Origin of the sequence: Tenacibaculum sp. XPcli2-G (assembly GCF_024124505.1) — a bacterium.
Lineage (GTDB): Bacteria > Bacteroidota > Bacteroidia > Flavobacteriales > Flavobacteriaceae > Polaribacter > Polaribacter mesophilus.
In genome coordinates this window covers 995,831-1,013,434 of record NZ_JAMXSH010000001.1, presented here as the reverse complement: position 1 = coordinate 1,013,434, position 17,604 = coordinate 995,831, and the positions used below count along the sequence as shown (strand labels likewise).

General features: G+C 33.2%; 9 protein-coding genes and 2 tRNA genes. 6 read left to right on the top strand and 5 right to left on the bottom strand.

The genetic code is table 11. The features are described 5' to 3' along the window. From NH341_RS04595 to NH341_RS04585, 3 genes are all read left to right on the top strand, one after another. A partial coding sequence (locus NH341_RS04595; protein ID WP_253055786.1) for an Ig-like domain-containing protein occupies positions 1-1,780 on the top strand: 1,780 nt, incomplete at its 5' end. A 10-nt stretch (positions 1,781-1,790) separates the two neighbouring features. After that, positions 1,791-2,711 carry a type IX secretion system membrane protein PorP/SprF gene (locus NH341_RS04590; protein ID WP_159617101.1) on the top strand — a complete coding sequence of 307 codons (921 nt, stop codon included), beginning with the start codon at positions 1,791-1,793 and terminating at the stop codon, positions 2,709-2,711. Between the two features lie 12 nt (positions 2,712-2,723). After that, positions 2,724-4,637, top strand: a complete 1,914-nt coding sequence (locus tag NH341_RS04585; RefSeq protein ID WP_253055784.1) for an OmpA family protein — start codon at positions 2,724-2,726, stop codon at positions 4,635-4,637. A gap of 56 nt (positions 4,638-4,693) precedes the next feature. Here NH341_RS04585 and NH341_RS04580 read toward each other — a convergent pair. The 4 genes from NH341_RS04580 to NH341_RS04565 all read right to left on the bottom strand — a co-directional run bounded on the left by NH341_RS04580 (position 4,694) and on the right by NH341_RS04565 (position 11,642). Then, positions 4,694-4,766 (bottom strand) — tRNA-Met (locus NH341_RS04580). Positions 4,767-5,063: 297 nt separating this feature from the next. Then, a complete protein-coding gene (locus NH341_RS04575) occupies positions 5,064-5,948 on the bottom strand; it encodes a type IX secretion system membrane protein PorP/SprF (protein ID WP_159617069.1) in 885 nt (294 codons plus the stop codon). Positions 5,949-5,986: 38 nt separating this feature from the next. Next, positions 5,987-11,131 (bottom strand): gliding motility-associated C-terminal domain-containing protein, encoded by a 5,145-nt coding sequence (locus tag NH341_RS04570; RefSeq protein WP_253055782.1) that lies wholly within the window; start codon positions 11,129-11,131, stop codon positions 5,987-5,989. Positions 11,132-11,569: 438 nt separating this feature from the next. Further along, a tRNA-Met gene (locus NH341_RS04565) sits at positions 11,570-11,642 on the bottom strand. Between the two features lie 141 nt (positions 11,643-11,783). Here NH341_RS04565 and era point away from each other — a divergent pair. After that, a complete protein-coding gene (era, locus tag NH341_RS04560; protein WP_167713068.1) occupies positions 11,784-12,665 on the top strand; it encodes a GTPase Era in 882 nt (293 codons plus the stop codon). Here the strand turns inward: era and NH341_RS04555 are convergent. Then, entirely contained in the window at positions 12,662-13,174 is a 513-nt protein-coding gene (locus tag NH341_RS04555) for an ABC transporter ATP-binding protein (RefSeq protein ID WP_159616506.1), read from the bottom strand. The two genes, era and NH341_RS04555, sit on opposite strands and share 4 nt — an antisense overlap. Before the next feature lie 104 nt (positions 13,175-13,278). Here NH341_RS04555 and der point away from each other — a divergent pair, with 104 nt between their 5' ends. Continuing rightward, positions 13,279-14,586: a ribosome biogenesis GTPase Der gene (gene der, locus NH341_RS04550; RefSeq protein ID WP_159616508.1), complete on the top strand. Its 1,308-nt coding sequence runs from the start codon at positions 13,279-13,281 to the stop codon at positions 14,584-14,586. A 78-nt stretch (positions 14,587-14,664) separates the two neighbouring features. Then, on the top strand, positions 14,665-17,439 hold the full coding sequence (locus NH341_RS04545) for an outer membrane beta-barrel protein (protein ID WP_253055780.1): 2,775 nt from the start codon (positions 14,665-14,667) through the stop codon (positions 17,437-17,439). The last annotated feature ends 165 nt before the right edge of the window (positions 17,440-17,604 follow it).

Genomic DNA, 17,604 nt, shown 5'->3' with positions numbered 1-17,604 from the left:
CACGACAGTAGAAGCAAGTGTAGCGACAACAGACGGATCGGGGAATGCAGGAAGTGCAAACACGAATCATGTTTATAATGTAGACACGACCGCTCCAGTTCCTACCATAAGTGTAGACAACATCACGGCAGACAACATTGTCAATGCAACAGAAGCAGGGACAACCATTGCAGTCACTGGAACGGTAGGCGGAGATTTCAATACCGGCGACACGGTAACCTTAGTAATCAATGGAAACAACTACACCGGTACCGTAGATGCCAGTGGAAACTACAGCATCAATGTACCAGGGTCAGACTTAGCTGCTGACACAGACACGACAGTAGAAGCAAGTGTTACTACTACTGATACTGCTGGAAATACTACTTCAGCCACTGATACTCACCTGTATAATGTAGATACCACAGCTCCTACCCTTTCTATTGTTATTGATGACATCACTCCAGACAATATCATTGACGCAGTAGAAGCTGGAACTGACATCCCTGTGACTGGAACTGTAACTGGTGACTTTAATACGGGTGATACTGTAACCTTAATAATCAATGGGAATACCTATACAGGAACGGTAGACGCCAGTGGAAACTACAGTATAAATGTACCAGGATCAGACTTAGCAGCTGATACAGATACGACTGTAGAAGCAAGTGTTACTACTACTGATACTGCTGGAAATACTGCTTCTGCTACTGATACTCACCTGTATAATGTAGATACCACAGCTCCTACCCTTTCTATTGTTATTGATGACATCACTCCAGACAATATCATTGACGCAGTAGAAGCTGGAACTAACATCCCTGTGACTGGAACTGTAACTGGTGACTTTAATACGGGTGACACTGTAACCTTGATAATCAATGGAAATACCTATACAGGAACGGTAGACGCTAGTGGAAACTACAGCATAAATGTTTCAGGCTCAGACTTAGCAGCTGACTCAGACATGACTGTAGAAGCAAGCGTTACTACTACTGATACTGCTGGAAATACTGCTTCTGCTACTGATACTCATTCATACAGTTTACTAGACTCTGATAATGATGGAATTCCTGATATTACCGACATTGATGATGACAATGATGGAATTTTAGATACCGATGAAGGAGATGGCAACATAGATACTGATGAAGACGGTATACCTGATAGTCTTGATACTGATAGTGATAATGATGGAGTTCCAGATGTTATTGAAGGAAATGACGATAATAGTGATGGGATACCTGATAGCCTTCCTTCTGGAAATGACTCAGATGGAGATGGTTTGGATGATACTTATGACACAGATAACGGAGGTACCCCTGTAGACATTCCTGATAATGATGGAGATGGTATTCCAGATTTTCAAGATATTGATGATGACAACGATGGTATTAATACTTCAGATGAAAATCCTGGTGACTCTGACCCAACAACCAACGATGCTCTTGATACCGATGACAATGGTATTCCTGACTATCTGGACCCTAACACAAAACCATGTGGTACTCCCTATAACATCATGACTCCTGGTAGTGATGGTGATAATGATATTTTCTTCATCTCTTGTATAGACAGACCTGAATATAGTAATAATACTGTTGAGATTTTCAACAGATGGGGTAACACTGTATACAAAGCCTCTGGCTATAACAATAAAGACGTTGTTTTTAACGGAACTTCTAATGGAAGAACAACAATTAATGTTGATGAAAAATTACCTTCAGGCACCTATTTCTATGTTATCGATTTAGGTGATGGATCAAAACCAAAAGTAGGCTGGTTATACATTAATAGATAAAAAAAATAATATGAAATTAAAACACCTATACACATTAATATTCTTAATACAAATATTAATAAATGTAAATGCTCAACAAGACCCGCAATATACTCAATATATGTATAACACTATGAGTGTGAACCCTGCATATGCTGGATCAAGCGGACACACTATAGTAAATGCTCTTGCAAGAACTCAATGGGTTGGTATTGAAGGTGCTCCTGACACTCAAACGCTAAGTTTCGATACTCCTCTAGGCTTTAGCGGCGTTGGGTTAGGTATTAACCTTACTAATGATAGAATAGGCCCCGCCAATGAGATTTTTCTGGATATCAATGCTTCTTATACAGTTCGTACCAGTGATGAGGGAAATTTAGCTTTTGGGTTGAAACTTGGAGCAAGACATTTAAATGTTGATTGGAACAAAGGTATTGTTAAGGATCGAGACGATAAAAGTCTAACTGGAAACATTAATAGATTTTTACCAACTATTGGAGCTGGTATTTATTACTATACTTCTAACTGGTATTTGGGAGCAGCTATTCCTAATTTTATTAACACAGATCATTATGATGACTCTAATAATGGAGGTGATGTCGCAAAAGAACGAATACACTTGTTTTTAATTGGTGGATATGTATTTGATTTAAACGAAAGTATTAAGTTTAAGCCCGCATTTTTAACAAAAGTTGTAAATGGTGCACCTTTATCCCTAGATGTATCAGCTAATTTCCTTTTCAATGAAAAATTTACAGCAGGTATAGCTTGGAGGTGGGATGATTCTATTAGTGCTTTGATAGGACTTCAAGCTTCTAGAAATTTACACATAGGGTTAGCCTACGACCTCACTACCTCTAATTACAGCAACTACAATTCTGGAACCTATGAATTAATGATTAAATGGGAAATATTCAAAGAGCTAGCAATGAAGTCTCCTAGATTCTTTTAAATTATAAATAAAATGAAAAAAGCAATACATTTTTTACTTATAATAGTATTTATACCAATAACCATTAATAGCCAACGAAAGTATGCTGCTAATAGATATTTTGAAGAGTTTTCTTATAAAAAATCTGCTGAATTATATCAATTCATATACAACAAAGGAGATAATTCTTATACTGTATTAAGTAGATTAGGAGATTCTTACTACTTTAATTTTAAATATGTTATGGCAGAAAAAAACTATCAAGAGTTAATGAAACTATACGAAAATTCTGCTAAACCTAAACATATATTTAGATATGCCCAAGTTTTAAAAACTAATGGTAAAATAAAAGAATCTGACAAGTGGCTATTAAAATTAAACAAAAACGATAGTCGTGTGAAGGCTTTAGAAGAAAACACTAATTATTTTGTTGAATACTCTAATCGAGAAAAGACATATATAAACATCCACAACCTATCTAGCAACACTTCTTATTCAGACTTTGGTGGATACATTTATGATAATCATTTATATTTTTCTTCTACCCAACCCAAAACAGAAAAAGGTAAAAAACTCTATCGATGGAATAAGCAACCATATTTAAACATTTATAAAGCAAAACAAAATAACGATTCTATTAAAGTTTTGGATGTGGGTAAACCTATCATTCTTGAAGAATTAAGCTCTAAATATCACGAATCAAATATTGTTGTTTCTAAAGATGGAAAAACAGCTTACTTCACCAGAGATAACTTTGATGGCAAGCGATTAATAGGAGATAAAAATAATATTTCTCACCTTAAAATTTATAAAGCTACTAAAAAAGGAAACTTTTGGGGAGATATAAAAGAACTACCTTTTAATAGTAATAGTTTTTCTTGCGGACATCCTGCCCTTAGTCCTGACGAAAAAACACTTTATTTTGTTTCTGATATGCCAAATGGCTACGGAGATACCGACATTTATAAAATAGCAATTTTAGAAAACGATATCTATGGAAAACCTGAAAATCTGGGCAAAACTATTAATACAGAAAGCAAAGAAATGTTTCCTTTTATAGGTAATGATAATGTTTTATATTTTTCTTCTGATGGACATATTGGCTTAGGAGGTTTAGATGTTTTTGAGGCAAAAATCACTAGTAACTCTTATACAAAACCAGTAAATTTAGGAAGCCCTGTTAATGGTCCTTTTGATGATTTTGCTTTCATTATTAACGACAAGCATACTCAAGGCTACTTTTCTTCCAACAGAAAAGAAGGTAAAGGAGATGATGATATTTATAGTTTTAAAATATACGATTGTAAAGAAAACATTAAAGGAGTTATTTCAGACTCAAAAACAGGAAACCCTATTCCCAATGCTACCGTTCAGCTTATAAACAAACAAGGAGAACCCATTTTTACTAAAACAACTAATAAAGATGGTGGTTATTTATTTGAAAAAATAGATTGTGAAAAGAATTTTGTGGTCGTTGCTTCAAAAAAAGATTATAGAAACTCTCAAAAAAAAACAAAAACACTTAACATTAACAAAAGATTAATTACTGAGAACATCCAACTTGAATCTTTAATAAAAGATGATCAAATCATTATAAACCCTATTTACTTTGATTTTGATTTATATAATATTCGTGAAGACGCCGAATACGAGTTAGAACATATCGTTTCTGTCTTAAAAGACAACCCTGATATAAGTTTAAGAATTGAGTCTCATACCGATAGTAGAGGATCCCAAACATATAATAAATTATTATCAGACAAAAGAGCCAAATCTACAAGAGGCTATATATTATCAAGAGGCATTTCTCCAAAAAGGATTAAAAGTGCTGTTGGTTACGGAGAAGAACAGTTATTAAACAACTGCAATGATCTAAATCAAAAAAAGTGTACCGAACAAGAACATCAACAAAATAGAAGATCTTATTTTTATATAGAAAAAAAATAATCTATTATTCTAATAAAAAGCAAAGGCTTTCAATTAAATTGAAAGCCTTTGCTTAGTAGCGGGAACAGGACTCGAACCTGTGACCTTCGGGTTATGAGCCCGACGAGCTACCTACTGCTCTATCCCGCGATTTGGGATTGCAAATATACATTTTATTCTCTGTTTTATCCAAATAAAAGTTAATAATTCTTGATTTTAATCTTTTTAACGCCGTAAAGAGTCATTTATGACTAGATTACTTATAAACCAAAGATGAAAATATTAATATAATAATTACAAAAACGTTTTATAAACGAGTTTATAAAACGTTTTTTGTATGTATTCAAATAATCTAAAAAGTTAACTCTATCCTTATTAAATCAACCTTCATTTTTTTTAGCTTTATATCCTTAATTCATAATACTAACTATTGAATTTAGAATCTTATTAAAACTTGAACTTAAATACAAATTCATGTGAACCATTACTGTAGGTTGATATATCGTTAATAGCATGTTCATAAGCATATCCTAGTTTAAATTCTTTAATAAACTTAAATAATAATAGTCCGCTAAACGATTCTTTTAATCTATGTGACACACCAAACTCTACTTTATCAAAAAGGCCAATCATTGCAGTAGCATCAAACGACAAAGGTACACCTGATACGTAACGCATCATAAATGATGGAGTAATAGTTAGTTTAGAGTCATTTTCTAAACTGAATGTATAACCTCCTGCTAAGTATATGTGTGGCTTATCTGAAGCACTAGTTACAACATTCCCCTCTTTCTCATAACGCTTACTTTGTAATAATACAGGCACCGATAAACTTGCGTAATAGTTCTTACCCTTTAAATAAGCTCCTGCACCAAAATTCGGATTAAATCTACTTATATTTTCATTAAAAAGAGGATCATTAATATTCAACGATTGTAAATCTACATTAATAAATGTTCCACCTCCTTTTAAGCCCAAGAATAAATCCATCGATTCTGATATTTGTAACTTGTACGAAAAATCGATGTACACATCTGTCTCTTTGGCTACTGAAAACTTATCATTTACCAAAGACAATCCTGAACCTAAATTCTTACCTAAAGGTGAGGAAATAGATAAAGTTTGGGTTGAGGGTGCATCTTTAATACCAACCCATTGACCACGTATTAACATAGTTGCGTCTAACACATTTTGTGAACCCGCGAAAGCAGGGTTTATAATATTCATATTTAATTGATACATCGTAAAAGATGGATCTTGCTGTGCCTTAGCATTTAGTGATAGAACAAAAATAAGGCTAGTAATTATATATTTTATATGAGTGAATTTCATTTCTTTAATTTTCAAATTAATATTTTCTTTTTCAATTATTAATAATTAATATATAGCCATCCTTGTACTGGTGGGTAGTCCGAATCATTCAAATTAATGATATAATAGTAAGCACCTACAGGTAGTTTTGTACTACTCCCTCCTCTTTGATTTGAAGTAGCACTCCAGTTGTTTTGATAGCCCTTTGATTCATATACACGTTCTCCCCAACGGTTAAAAACTTGTATATTACTATTAGGAAACTTCTCAATGTTTTCAATTACCCAAGTATCGTTTTGTCCATCTCCGTTTGGTGAGAAGCCTTTTGGTGAGACCACCTGCCTTGTATCACAAGCGTCTGATATACCGTCATTATCTTCGTCTGGCGCTGTAAAAGTTACTCTAGCTGTTCCCGTAGCTGTGTTTCCGCTGTTGTCAATTACAGTTAAGGTAACTGTTGTTGGAGTTGATAAATCTGGGCATTGAAATGTTGTGGTGTCTAACGACATATTTGCAACTCCACTACATGCATCACTACTACCATTATCTACTTGTTGAGCTGTAATAGTCGCCTCCCCGTTGGCGTCTAATGCTACTGTAATATCTCGTGTTACTACTGTTGGCGCATCCGTTTCTACAACCGTTACCGTAGCCGTACCTGTTGATGTATTACCCTGGTCATCAGTTACTGTTAAGGTTACTGTGTTCGTTCCTAAATTTGAACAATCAAAAGTTGTCTTGTCTAAACCTATAGAGGCTATTGAACAGTTATCGGTACTGTTATCATTAACATCTGATATTGTAATTGAACCTTGACCGTTACTTAAAGTTACCGTTACATCTTTAGTATTTACTGTTGGCACCATGATATCTTCTACAGTTACTATTGCCATTGCTGTTTCACTAGCACCACCATCGGTTGCTGTTAAGGTCACCGTGTTGGTTCCGATGTTTGAACAATCAAAAGTTGTCTTATCTAAACTTAAGGTCGGATTAGAATTACACCCACTTCCTGAACCGTTATCTACATCACTTGGTTGAATCGTTACACTTCCACTAGCGTCTAATTGTACAGTAATGTTTTGTGTTACTACCGCTAATGGGGCACTTGGATTTGCTGTAACCGTTACTTGAGCTGTTGCAGTTGCACTATTACCTGATGCATCTGTTACCGTTAATGTAACAGTATTATTACCTACTTCTGAACAACTAAATGTTGTTACGTCTAAACTGTAAGTCAAATCAGTAGCACTAGTACAGTTATCTGAAGAACCATTGTTAATCTGTGTTGGGGCAATACTTACTTGATTATTTGCACCCAACTGAACTGATATGTCTTGTGTTACTACTGTGGGTACAATAGTATCCTCTACTGTTACTGTTGCAGCTGCTGTACTTGTATTGTTGTTTACATCTACCACTGTTAATAGAACTTGGTTTACTCCTATGTTTGAACAATCGAATGTTGTTTTGTCTAAACTCATTGATGCGATTGAACAATTATCAGTACTGCCGTTGTCAATTTGCTGTGGGGTAATCGTTCCATTACCTCTAGCGTCTAATTGTACTGTTAAATTTTGAGTTGTTACTGTTGGTAAAATATTATCTTCTACAGTTACTACAGCACTTACTGTTGCGGTGTTTATTCCATCTGTTGCTGTTAATACTACATTGTTTGTTCCTACGTTTGAACAATTAAAACTTGTAATATCTAAACTTAATGTGGGGTTTGAATTACATCCACTTCCTGAACCATTATCTACATCTTGTGGCGTAATTGTTGCACTTCCGTCTGTTGCTAAATATACAGTAATATTTTTTGCAACTGCTTGTAATGTAGCATTTGGATTTGCGTTTACTGTTACAACGGCTGATTCATTAGTTGTATTTCCAATAGCATCTCTTACTTGCACATTAATTGTATTTGTTCCTAAATTACTACAATCAAACGTTGTTTTACTTAAAACTGTTGTTAAGTTTGTTGATGATGTACAGTTATCAATTGCTGTATCTAAAACATCTGATGCTGTTATTGTTGCTTGATTATTCGCATCTAAATTAATGGTAACATTTTTAGTTGCTACTACTGGTGCGATGTTATCTTGAACTATTACAGTTGCTGTTGCAGTATTGGTATTCCCTGCAGTATCCTCTACTGTTAAGGTCACCGTATTTGGTGTTGCCGTATCATTACAATCAAACGTTGTTTTATCTAAACTCATTGATGCTATTGAACAGTTATCGGTACTTCCGTTATCAATTTGCTGTGGAGTAATACTTGCATTTCCGTTAGCATCTAACTGAACCGTTAAGTTTTGTGTTTTTACCGTTGGCTTTACGTTTTCTTTTACAGTAATTGTTTTTAATGCTGATGCCGTATTTCCTACACTAGAATTATTAACATCAAAAGCTACATTTTCAGGAACTTTTAATGTAATTGGTGTTCCTACGCATGTATTTGTTGGTGTTACTTTAAATGTGTATTCATTTGCATTTACTGTCGTAAAATTACTTAATGTTGCTCCTGTTGCCTGAATATCATTTAAAGTAAAGCCTGTAACTCCACTTTGTGAGTTAAATTCTACTGTTGCAGAAAAATCTCCAGCAGTTGTGTTTCCTTGTGGAAGTCCTGTAATATAAGGTGTTGGACGTGGAATTACACTAAAATTAGCCGTTACATTAGTGTCTGCATTTAACACCACTGTAGCCGTTGTTCCGTTTGGAGCTGTAGCAGGACTTGGTGATATTACCCAATTATCAAACTGATAACCCGAATTTGGTGTAGCTGTTAAAGTTACACTTGTTCCGTCTAAATACATGCCGTTTGCTGAAGGTTGAGGATTTGCTGTTACTGTACCATTAGTAGAAGTAATTGTTAAATCTCTATACACTGGTGCCGTTGCCCCGTATTCATAACATCCCATATCCACAATTGTATTATGAATTCTTGAATTTCCAAGTAAATCAATTGTAACTCCTGTTGGAATTTTAGAGTTATCTCCTGTGTTAAGAGCTGGTGAAAATTGAGATGATATTGTAAAATCATTTATCATACTTGTAAAATAAGGGTCACTATTTTGAACATTTGTTGTTGCTGTAATACTACTATCAGAAAAATCTCCAATAGAATTAAAAACATTAAGTGAGGTTACAGGGTTTTGGTAAAAGTCTGTAACCGCTCTTGTAGTATTTCCTCCTGATGTTTCGTTAGCCCAAAAAATACAATTTGACACCTTGGCTCTCATAATTCCTGTTGCTCCAGTGTTTTGTGAAATTCCTACAACACCGTGTGTAGTCGCATTAAGGTTTTGACCTGTTCCTAAATCTTCATTATTCGCAAAAGTATTGTTTACAATATCTAAATTACAATCTGTAGTATTTCCAACCATTCTAAACCAAGCAGCACTACCGCTTAATCCTTGAAGAGAAGAGGCTAAATCTCCTGTTATATTGTTGACAAATAAATTATTAACAAATACAATATCTACATTAGTATTATCTCTTATCATACTATATGCTCCTGCTCCCCAACGAGCCATATTGTTTTTAAATTGGCAATTTTCAACAGTTAATCTTCCTCGAGACGAAGCGTTTCTGTTGTTTAAATTCATCTCTGCAAAAAGACCCGCCGCTTCTTTTCTTGAAACATTATCTTCTATAATACAATTTTTTAAGGTAAATTTTGCTACGGTTTTTTCTTTTATAATTGCTCCACCGGGTTCTGTAGCATTTCTATTAGTATGTGCATCACTAATGGTTAATCCGTCTAAAACTACATCGTTAGCCGTTGCTTCAATTTTTACGATATGATAACTGTTGTCATTTTTTCTTGTTGAGTTATTGTAATTATCAATATAAGTTGCTTGGTTAGTATCATTCCCTTGTAAATCTCCTGATAAAACAGTTGTGTTTTGCCCTAAAACACGTTGCCCTATAAGGTTTTCTGTTCCTGCAAAACCTCCGTAAATTTTAGTTCCTGTTTTTGTAATTCTAAAAGTAGCATCTCTGTTAGAAGCGTGGGGTTTATATATTCCACCTGCTACCCAAATCTGCTCGTTGTCGTTGGTATATCTTATAGCATCTTGCAAATCGGTATAGGCATTTACCCAAGATGAACCGCTGTTATCTCCTGTTGCATTGGCTTTTACATAAATTCTCCCTCGTGTTCTAAATCGTTTTCTAAGTGACCAACCTGAAATACTTGAAGCACTACAATTTTTTCTGATATAAACATCATAATTTTGCGAAGGGTCTAAACCTGAAAGTGTATGTACTGTGGTAACTCCTTGTACAATTGTTGCTGATGAAAAAGAGTCAGACGATTTGTGATACGCAATATCGCAAAGACCATTACCGATTGTATTAGTAATTTCTGCGGAAGTATTGCTTATTGAACTTGTATTTATGGTAAAATCATTAAGGGTAGGTGAAAAACAAAAACCTTGTAATAAACCTTGTATTTCAGCTACGGTTAACCATCTGTTATAAATATAGATATCATCAATAATATCATTATATTTATAGATGTTTGCTACCGAATTATTTCTATTATTCCCAATAGCAAATTGTCCGCCTGTATTTAATCCTGTAACTGAACCTGTTGTAGAAAGATTTCTATCATCGTTATCAACCATAACACCATCAATCCATAATCTTGCTTCTGAAAATTTATTCGATTGCCCTTGCTTTCTTCCTGTTCTAAACATAGCCACAACGTGATGCCAATTACCATCTGCAATAAAGCCACTTACAGCTGTTCTATACTCGGTTGTTCCTCCTATAACTCTTGATTGTGCTACTATTTTACCTCTTTGCAACATAATGGTAACTCCTGTTTCATAAGCGTTAGCGTAGTTATGAGGTGTTGCTGTTGTGTTTTTACTATCATCTATAATAACTTTAAAATTAGTATCATTGGTAGTTGTTTTTACCCAAAACGCAAAAGTAGGATATCCAGTATTGATATCTGCCCCTACTAAATGACTTGTGTTTAATTGAATGGCATCATTTGCCCCTGAACTATTAAACCTATCGGCAATTACTACTGAAGTTGTTCCTACTGGGGTTAGGTTGTTTGTTCCACCTATATCGGTTGTATTACCGTCGGTAAAATTGTAGCCTACCAATAAACCATTAGTCGGTACCGTTTGTGAAAAAGCTACTGTTACTACTAGCAATAAGAGCCAAAGTAATTTTTGTTTCATAATTCATATATTTTAATTTATAAAACAAAAAAAATGTTTAATCTTCAGATGCTACAAATGATTTTATGAATATCAAATCGGTTTTGTAGATGGAGTTATCAGTTAAATTTTAACTAGTGATGTAACCTAATTAAATCTCGGTTAAACTAGTAAAATCTAAAATATCTGATACCATTTATATTTTATCTTGTAATTTTTATCGAAAATAGAAGGAGTATCTGTAATAGTTCTGAATTATCTTCGTAAGATTTAAATTTGTAATAGCCTACGTGGGGACTTCTTTTTCGTTATTTTAAAGAACCACTCGCAGTCTTTTATTTTAATAGATATATTTATTCTTGCTTTGATTAATAATTACTTTTTACTTAAATTTTTTGCATTATGGAATAAATAATATACAAAAAAAGGTTTTCAATTAAATTGAAAACCTTTGCTTAGTAGCGGGAACAGGACTCGAACCTGTGACCTTCGGGTTATGAGCCCGACGAGCTACCTACTGCTCTATCCCGCGATTTGCGGTTGCAAATATACATCCTTTTTCTTGTTATCACCAAATAAAAAAGCATTTATTTTCCATATAAATATATTTCTCTAAATAACAAGCATCTAAAAAAATAAATACTTCTTACACAAAACAACCTATCTTTGCATCATGACACATAAAGCAGGATTTGTAAATATTATTGGAAACCCAAATGTTGGGAAATCTACCTTGATGAACGCACTAGTTGGTGAAAAACTATCTATCATCACTTCAAAAGCGCAAACTACTAGACATCGTATTTTGGGGATTGTTAATGGAGACGATTATCAAATTGTTTTTTCGGATACTCCAGGAATCATAAAACCAGCTTATGAGTTGCAAGAATCTATGATGGATTTTGTAAAATCTGCCTTTGAAGATGCCGATGTTCTTATTTACATGGTAGAAGTCGGTGAAACAGCTCTTAAAAACGAAGCTTTTTTCAACAAAATAATTAATAGCAAAATTCCAGTAATTTTACTGTTAAACAAAGTTGATAAATCGACTCAAGAAGAGGTTGAAGCTAAGATTGAATACTGGAAAAAGAAGGTTCCAAATTCTTTTGTGTATGTAATTTCTGCTCTTGAAAACTTTAATGTAGATACCGTTTTTTATAAAATTATTGAGCTTTTACCAGACTCTCCTCCTTTTTACCCAAAAGATCAGTTAACCGATAAACCTGAACGCTTTTTTGTGAATGAAAAAATTCGTGAAAAAATTCTTCAACATTATAAAAAGGAAATCCCTTATTCTGTAGAAGTTGAAACTGAAAGCTTTATTGAAGAAGATAATATTATAAAAATCCGTTCTGTTATTATGGTAGAACGCGAAACACAAAAAGGAATTATCATCGGACACAAAGGAAGTGCAATCAAACGTGTTGGAACAGAAGCCCGCAAAGACCTTCAGCAATTTTTTGATAAAAAGGTTTTTTTAGATTTACATGTAAAAATCAATAAAAACTGGCGCTCTAACGAACGTCAATTAAAACGATTTGGATACAAAGACTAGCCTCTTTTTATTGTTCGTAATAACTGTTTCGTATACTCTTTCAATTCATCCATTTGTTTTTTTCCTGTTGATTTCCCTAGGCTTCCTAACAAGTATAAAGCAACCCATACAATAGGCAAAACAACCAGCATTACTATAGGCAGCATCGTTATTTTTTTTAATGACCAATTGCTGTAAGCTATAATGGCAAAAATCACAAAAGCTGTTCCCACCAAAAAGTGTAAAAACATGAAAAAAGTCCACACTTGAGGTTTGGGACCAAACAAACCTTTTATATTTGATGAAGTTTCTGAAACCTCTTCTATTTCAATATGCAATTGCGGTGACCATAAATGCGATTCCTTCTCAGGTACATCAATAACCACATGATTATCTACAACCTTCATTTTGTACTTAGAAACATCGTTTAAATGCTTCTTTATTTCTTCTAACAAAACCTGAGAATTTATTTCATACTCTAATTGAAAACGAGGTTTTAAAAAAATCTGGTTGTATAATTTATCATCCATTAAATAAAATATTAGGTGCCAACAATATAGCAAAAACTATATACTATCTAAAAAACATTACAAATCATATACTAAATTGTATCTTTGCATAAATTTTTTGCAAAATGAGTATTATTGCGATTGTAGGAAGACCAAATGTAGGTAAATCCACTTTATTTAACCGATTAGTAAAACGTCGTGAAGCTATTGTTGATTCTGTTAGTGGAGTTACAAGGGATCGTCACTACGGAAAATCTGAATGGAACGGAAAAGAATTTTCTGTAATCGATACTGGTGGTTATATTGTTGGATCTGATGATATTTTTGAAGGAGAAATACGTAAACAAGTTCAGTTAGCTATTGATGAAGCTGATATTATTGTTTTTGTAGTTGATGTTGAACAAGGTATTACCCCTATGGATGCTGAGGTTGCCAAAATTTTACGTCAGGTTGAAAAACCATTATTTATGGCTGTAAACAAAGTTGACAATGCAATGCGTGATGCTGATGCTGTTGAGTTTTACAACCTTGGATTAGGAGACTATTACACTATTTCTTCCATTAACGGAAGCGGAACAGGAGAGTTATTGGACGCTATTGCAGAAGAAATTCCTGAACCTGAAGAAGATGAAGAAAAACAAGACGAATTACCTCGTTTTGCTGTAGTTGGACGTCCAAACGCAGGAAAATCATCGTTTATTAATGCTTTAATTGGAGAAGACAGAAATATTGTAACCAATATTGCAGGAACCACACGAGATTCTATTGATACAAAATACAATCGTTTTGGATTTGAATTCAACTTAGTCGATACCGCTGGAATTAGAAAAAAATCGAAAGTAAAAGAAGACTTAGAGTTCTATTCAGTAATGCGTGCTGTACGTGCTGTTGAGCATTGTGATGTTGCGGTATTGGTTATTGATGCAACTCGTGGATTTGAAGGACAAGATGAAAAGATTTTTTGGTTAGCTGAGAAAAACAGAAAAGGTATTGTCATTTTAGTAAATAAATGGGATTTAGTTGAAAAAGAAACCAATACTATGCGTGATTTTGAAGCTAAAGTTCGTCAGGCAATTGCTCCTTTTACAGATGTTCCTATTATCTTTATTTCTGCATTAACCAAACAACGTATTTTTAAAGCTATTGAAACTGCTGTTGAAGTTTTTGAAAATAGAAAACGTCGCATTCAAACAAGTAAGTTAAACGAAACGATGTTAGAGATTATGGAGCATAATCCTCCTCCAGCAACTAAAGGTAAATTCATAAAAATAAAGTACTGTATGCAGTTGCCAACACACACTCCTCAGTTTGCTTTCTTTGCTAATCTACCTCAATATATTAGAGATCCTTACAAGCGTTATATTGAAAATCAGTTACGCGAACATTATAACTTTAATGGAGTACCTATTAGTATTTATTTCAGACAGAAATAAGTTTAACAATATTTAACTCTTAGAAAGTAGTTTTTTCTTTTTATTTGTAGCTCTTTGAAAATCATTTTGCTATAAACAATGAAAAAACTACTTTTTATTTTTACCTTATTACTTACCAGTTCAATTTTTGCTCAATCTTATCCGTTTAAAATTACTGGTACTATTAACTCTGAAAAAGATAAAACTGCTATTGAGGCAGCAACAATTCATCTTGAGAGAGCTAAAGACAGCTCAATTATTACTTACACCATTTCTAATGAAAAAGGAAAATTCTCTTTAGAAGGAAAATCTTTTAGTAAGGGTGTAAAACTCTTTATTTCTTACGTTGGTATGGATAGTTACTCTAAATTTATAGAGCTAGACAAAACCTCTAATCTCAATTTAGATACAATTTTTTTAAAAGAAGAAAGTAATGTTCTTAGTGAAGTAGTTATACAATCACGAGCTCCAATTACTGTGAAAAAAGACACTTTAGAATTTAATGTTAAATCTTTTAAAACTAAAAAAGATGCCAATGTTGAAGATCTTTTAAAGAAACTTCCTGGTGTTGAAGTAGATGAAAATGGAAAAATTACTGTAAACGGGAAAGAAGTCAATAAAATTTTGGTTAATGGTAAACCTTTCTTTGGAAATGATCCTAGTATTACCACTAAAAATTTAACAAAAGATATTATTGAAAAAGTTCAAATAACAGATACCAAATCTAAATCAGAAGCTTTTACTGGTGAAAAAGGAGATGCAAATAACAAAACTATAAACCTTACCATAAAAAAAGAAAATAATAAAGGTTGGTTTGGTAGAGTATCTGGTGGCGCTGGAACCGACAAACGCTTTGAAGGAGCTGCCATGGTAAACCGTTTTGATAACAATCAACGATTTAGCATATTAGCCAGCACAAACAATATCAATTCTCTAGGTTTTAGCTTTGGAGAAATTCAAAAAATGTTTGGAGGAGGTGGTAATATTTGGATAGGTGGAAATGGTAGTTTTAATGTTAATGGAAGAAGTTTTGGAGGCGGTAGCGGTATTATAAAATCAAAAACTGCTGGTGCAACCTATGCTGATGAATTTGGTAAAGGTTTAGATGTAAACGCAAACTATTTTTACTCAGGAAGTAATTCAAACAACGAATCGAAAAGTAATAGAGAGTACACACTTCCTGATAGGAAGTATTTTTCCAACTCTACTACTACTTCTGATGATGAAAATCACAATCATAGTTTTGATACAGAGTTTGACATTGAAATAGATTCTACTCTTTTAATTAATGTTAGACCTACGTTCATTTTTAACAAACGTGAAAGTAATAGCCGTAGACAAGAAGAATCTTTAAATGAAAATAATACACTTACGAATAGCTACGTGAGTTCAGCCTATTCTAAAGCAACAGCAAACAATTTTCAAAACAGATTAGATATTACCAAAAAAATTGGAGCTAAAGGTTCCTTTATTAAAGCCTCTATAACTAACAGTATTGATAAAACAGATACCGAAGAATTTAACAAGTCTATAATTGAAACTTTTGGAAATAATGCTAGCACAGAAAATAGAGACCAAAAAAGCATTATTGAAAATAACTTAACAGGACTTTCCTCACGTCTAACCTATCGTTTTCCTCTAATTGCTAAGAAATTATTTTTAGATACTAAGTATAGTTATCAACGTGATGAACGAAAAAACCAAGAAAACACTTTTGATTTTAACTCAACAACGCAACAGTACAGTGACTTTAATACTGAATTGAGTTCTGACTTTACATATAATGATATTACTAAAACCCCTTCAGTAGATTTAGTGTATAGATCTAAAAAGTGGCGTTTAAATTTTGGTACTGGTTTTGTTAACAGAACCTTAGAAAACAATGATAAATTACGCCCTGAATTAAGCTTAAAAAAAGAATACAATAATTTAGATTTAGATGCTAGTTTCAGGTATAGATTTGACTCCAAAGCCTCTATTTACTTTGATTATCGTTTAAACAATAATGCTCCCAGCATTAATCAAGTTCAACCTTTTTCTGATGTGACCAACCCTTCCAATATTGTTACCGGTAATCCAAATTTAAAACCAGCTCAAAATCACAGAGCATATATTAATTTTAACAAGTTTAACTGGCAAGCTCGTACTGGTTTTTGGTTTTATATAAGTGGTACTCTTTATGAAAATCAAGTAATAACAAACACCTCTATTGACGATAATTTAGTCAGAAAAACCTCTTATGAAAACAATGATGGGGGTTATGATTTATGGGGTGGTGGTAGCTATACAAAAAAAATAAAACTAGACTCCATTTCTAGTATTAAATTTAGAGCTGGTGGAAACATTGGCTCCAATAAAAACTTTAATATCTTAAATAACATAAAAGAAGGAGCTAAAACAACTTCGTTAACCCCTAATTTTGGAATCACATTAGAGTGGGACAAACTGGCTTCTATAGAAACACAGTATCGTATTTCTTTTTCAAATACTAAATACGACGTTAACACTGATCAAAATCAAGACTTCACTAGACATTCTGTTAATATAAGAACAAAAACAAACATCCCAAAAAAGTTAGAATGGTTAAATGACATTCGTTACACATACAACCCTAACGTAATTGGATTTAATAAAGCTGCTTGGTTTTGGAATGCTACATTAGCTTATTCTATTTTAAAAGATCAAGGTACTATTAGCTTAAAAGCATATGATTTATTAAATCAAAACACCAACGCTCAACGTAGAGCAACCTCAAACTACATAGAAGATTCCGAAAGCACCGTATTGCAACAATATTTTATGCTTGGGTTTAGTTGGAAATTTAATAGTTTAGGTAAAAAAGGTAAAATACAAAACTACGATTTCCGTTTTTAAATCTCCATTCAAAAGAACTATAAATCCCTTATCAAAAACTGGTCAGGGATTTTTTATTTTTTACTCCCATACCTAAGCATTATATTTAACATATAATTTAACTTTTCACGCCATTTATATCGTTTCCTTTTTTTGTTAATTTATCCCAATATTTACTTAAATAAA

Excerpts from the sequence above, each read along its gene's own strand:
- NH341_RS04590 (WP_159617101.1), top strand. The coding sequence starts at position 1,791 with ATGAAATTAAAACACCTATACACATTAATATTCTTAATACAAATATTA.
- NH341_RS04585 (WP_253055784.1), top strand. The coding sequence starts at position 2,724 with ATGAAAAAAGCAATACATTTTTTACTTATAATAGTATTTATACCAATA.
- NH341_RS04575 (WP_159617069.1), bottom strand. The coding sequence starts at position 5,948 with ATGAAATTCACTCATATAAAATATATAATTACTAGCCTTATTTTTGTT.
- NH341_RS04570 (WP_253055782.1), bottom strand. The coding sequence starts at position 11,131 with ATGAAACAAAAATTACTTTGGCTCTTATTGCTAGTAGTAACAGTAGCT.
- era (WP_167713068.1), top strand. The coding sequence starts at position 11,784 with ATGACACATAAAGCAGGATTTGTAAATATTATTGGAAACCCAAATGTT.
- NH341_RS04555 (WP_159616506.1), bottom strand. The coding sequence starts at position 13,174 with ATGGATGATAAATTATACAACCAGATTTTTTTAAAACCTCGTTTTCAA.
- der (WP_159616508.1), top strand. The coding sequence starts at position 13,279 with ATGAGTATTATTGCGATTGTAGGAAGACCAAATGTAGGTAAATCCACT.
- NH341_RS04545 (WP_253055780.1), top strand. The coding sequence starts at position 14,665 with ATGAAAAAACTACTTTTTATTTTTACCTTATTACTTACCAGTTCAATT.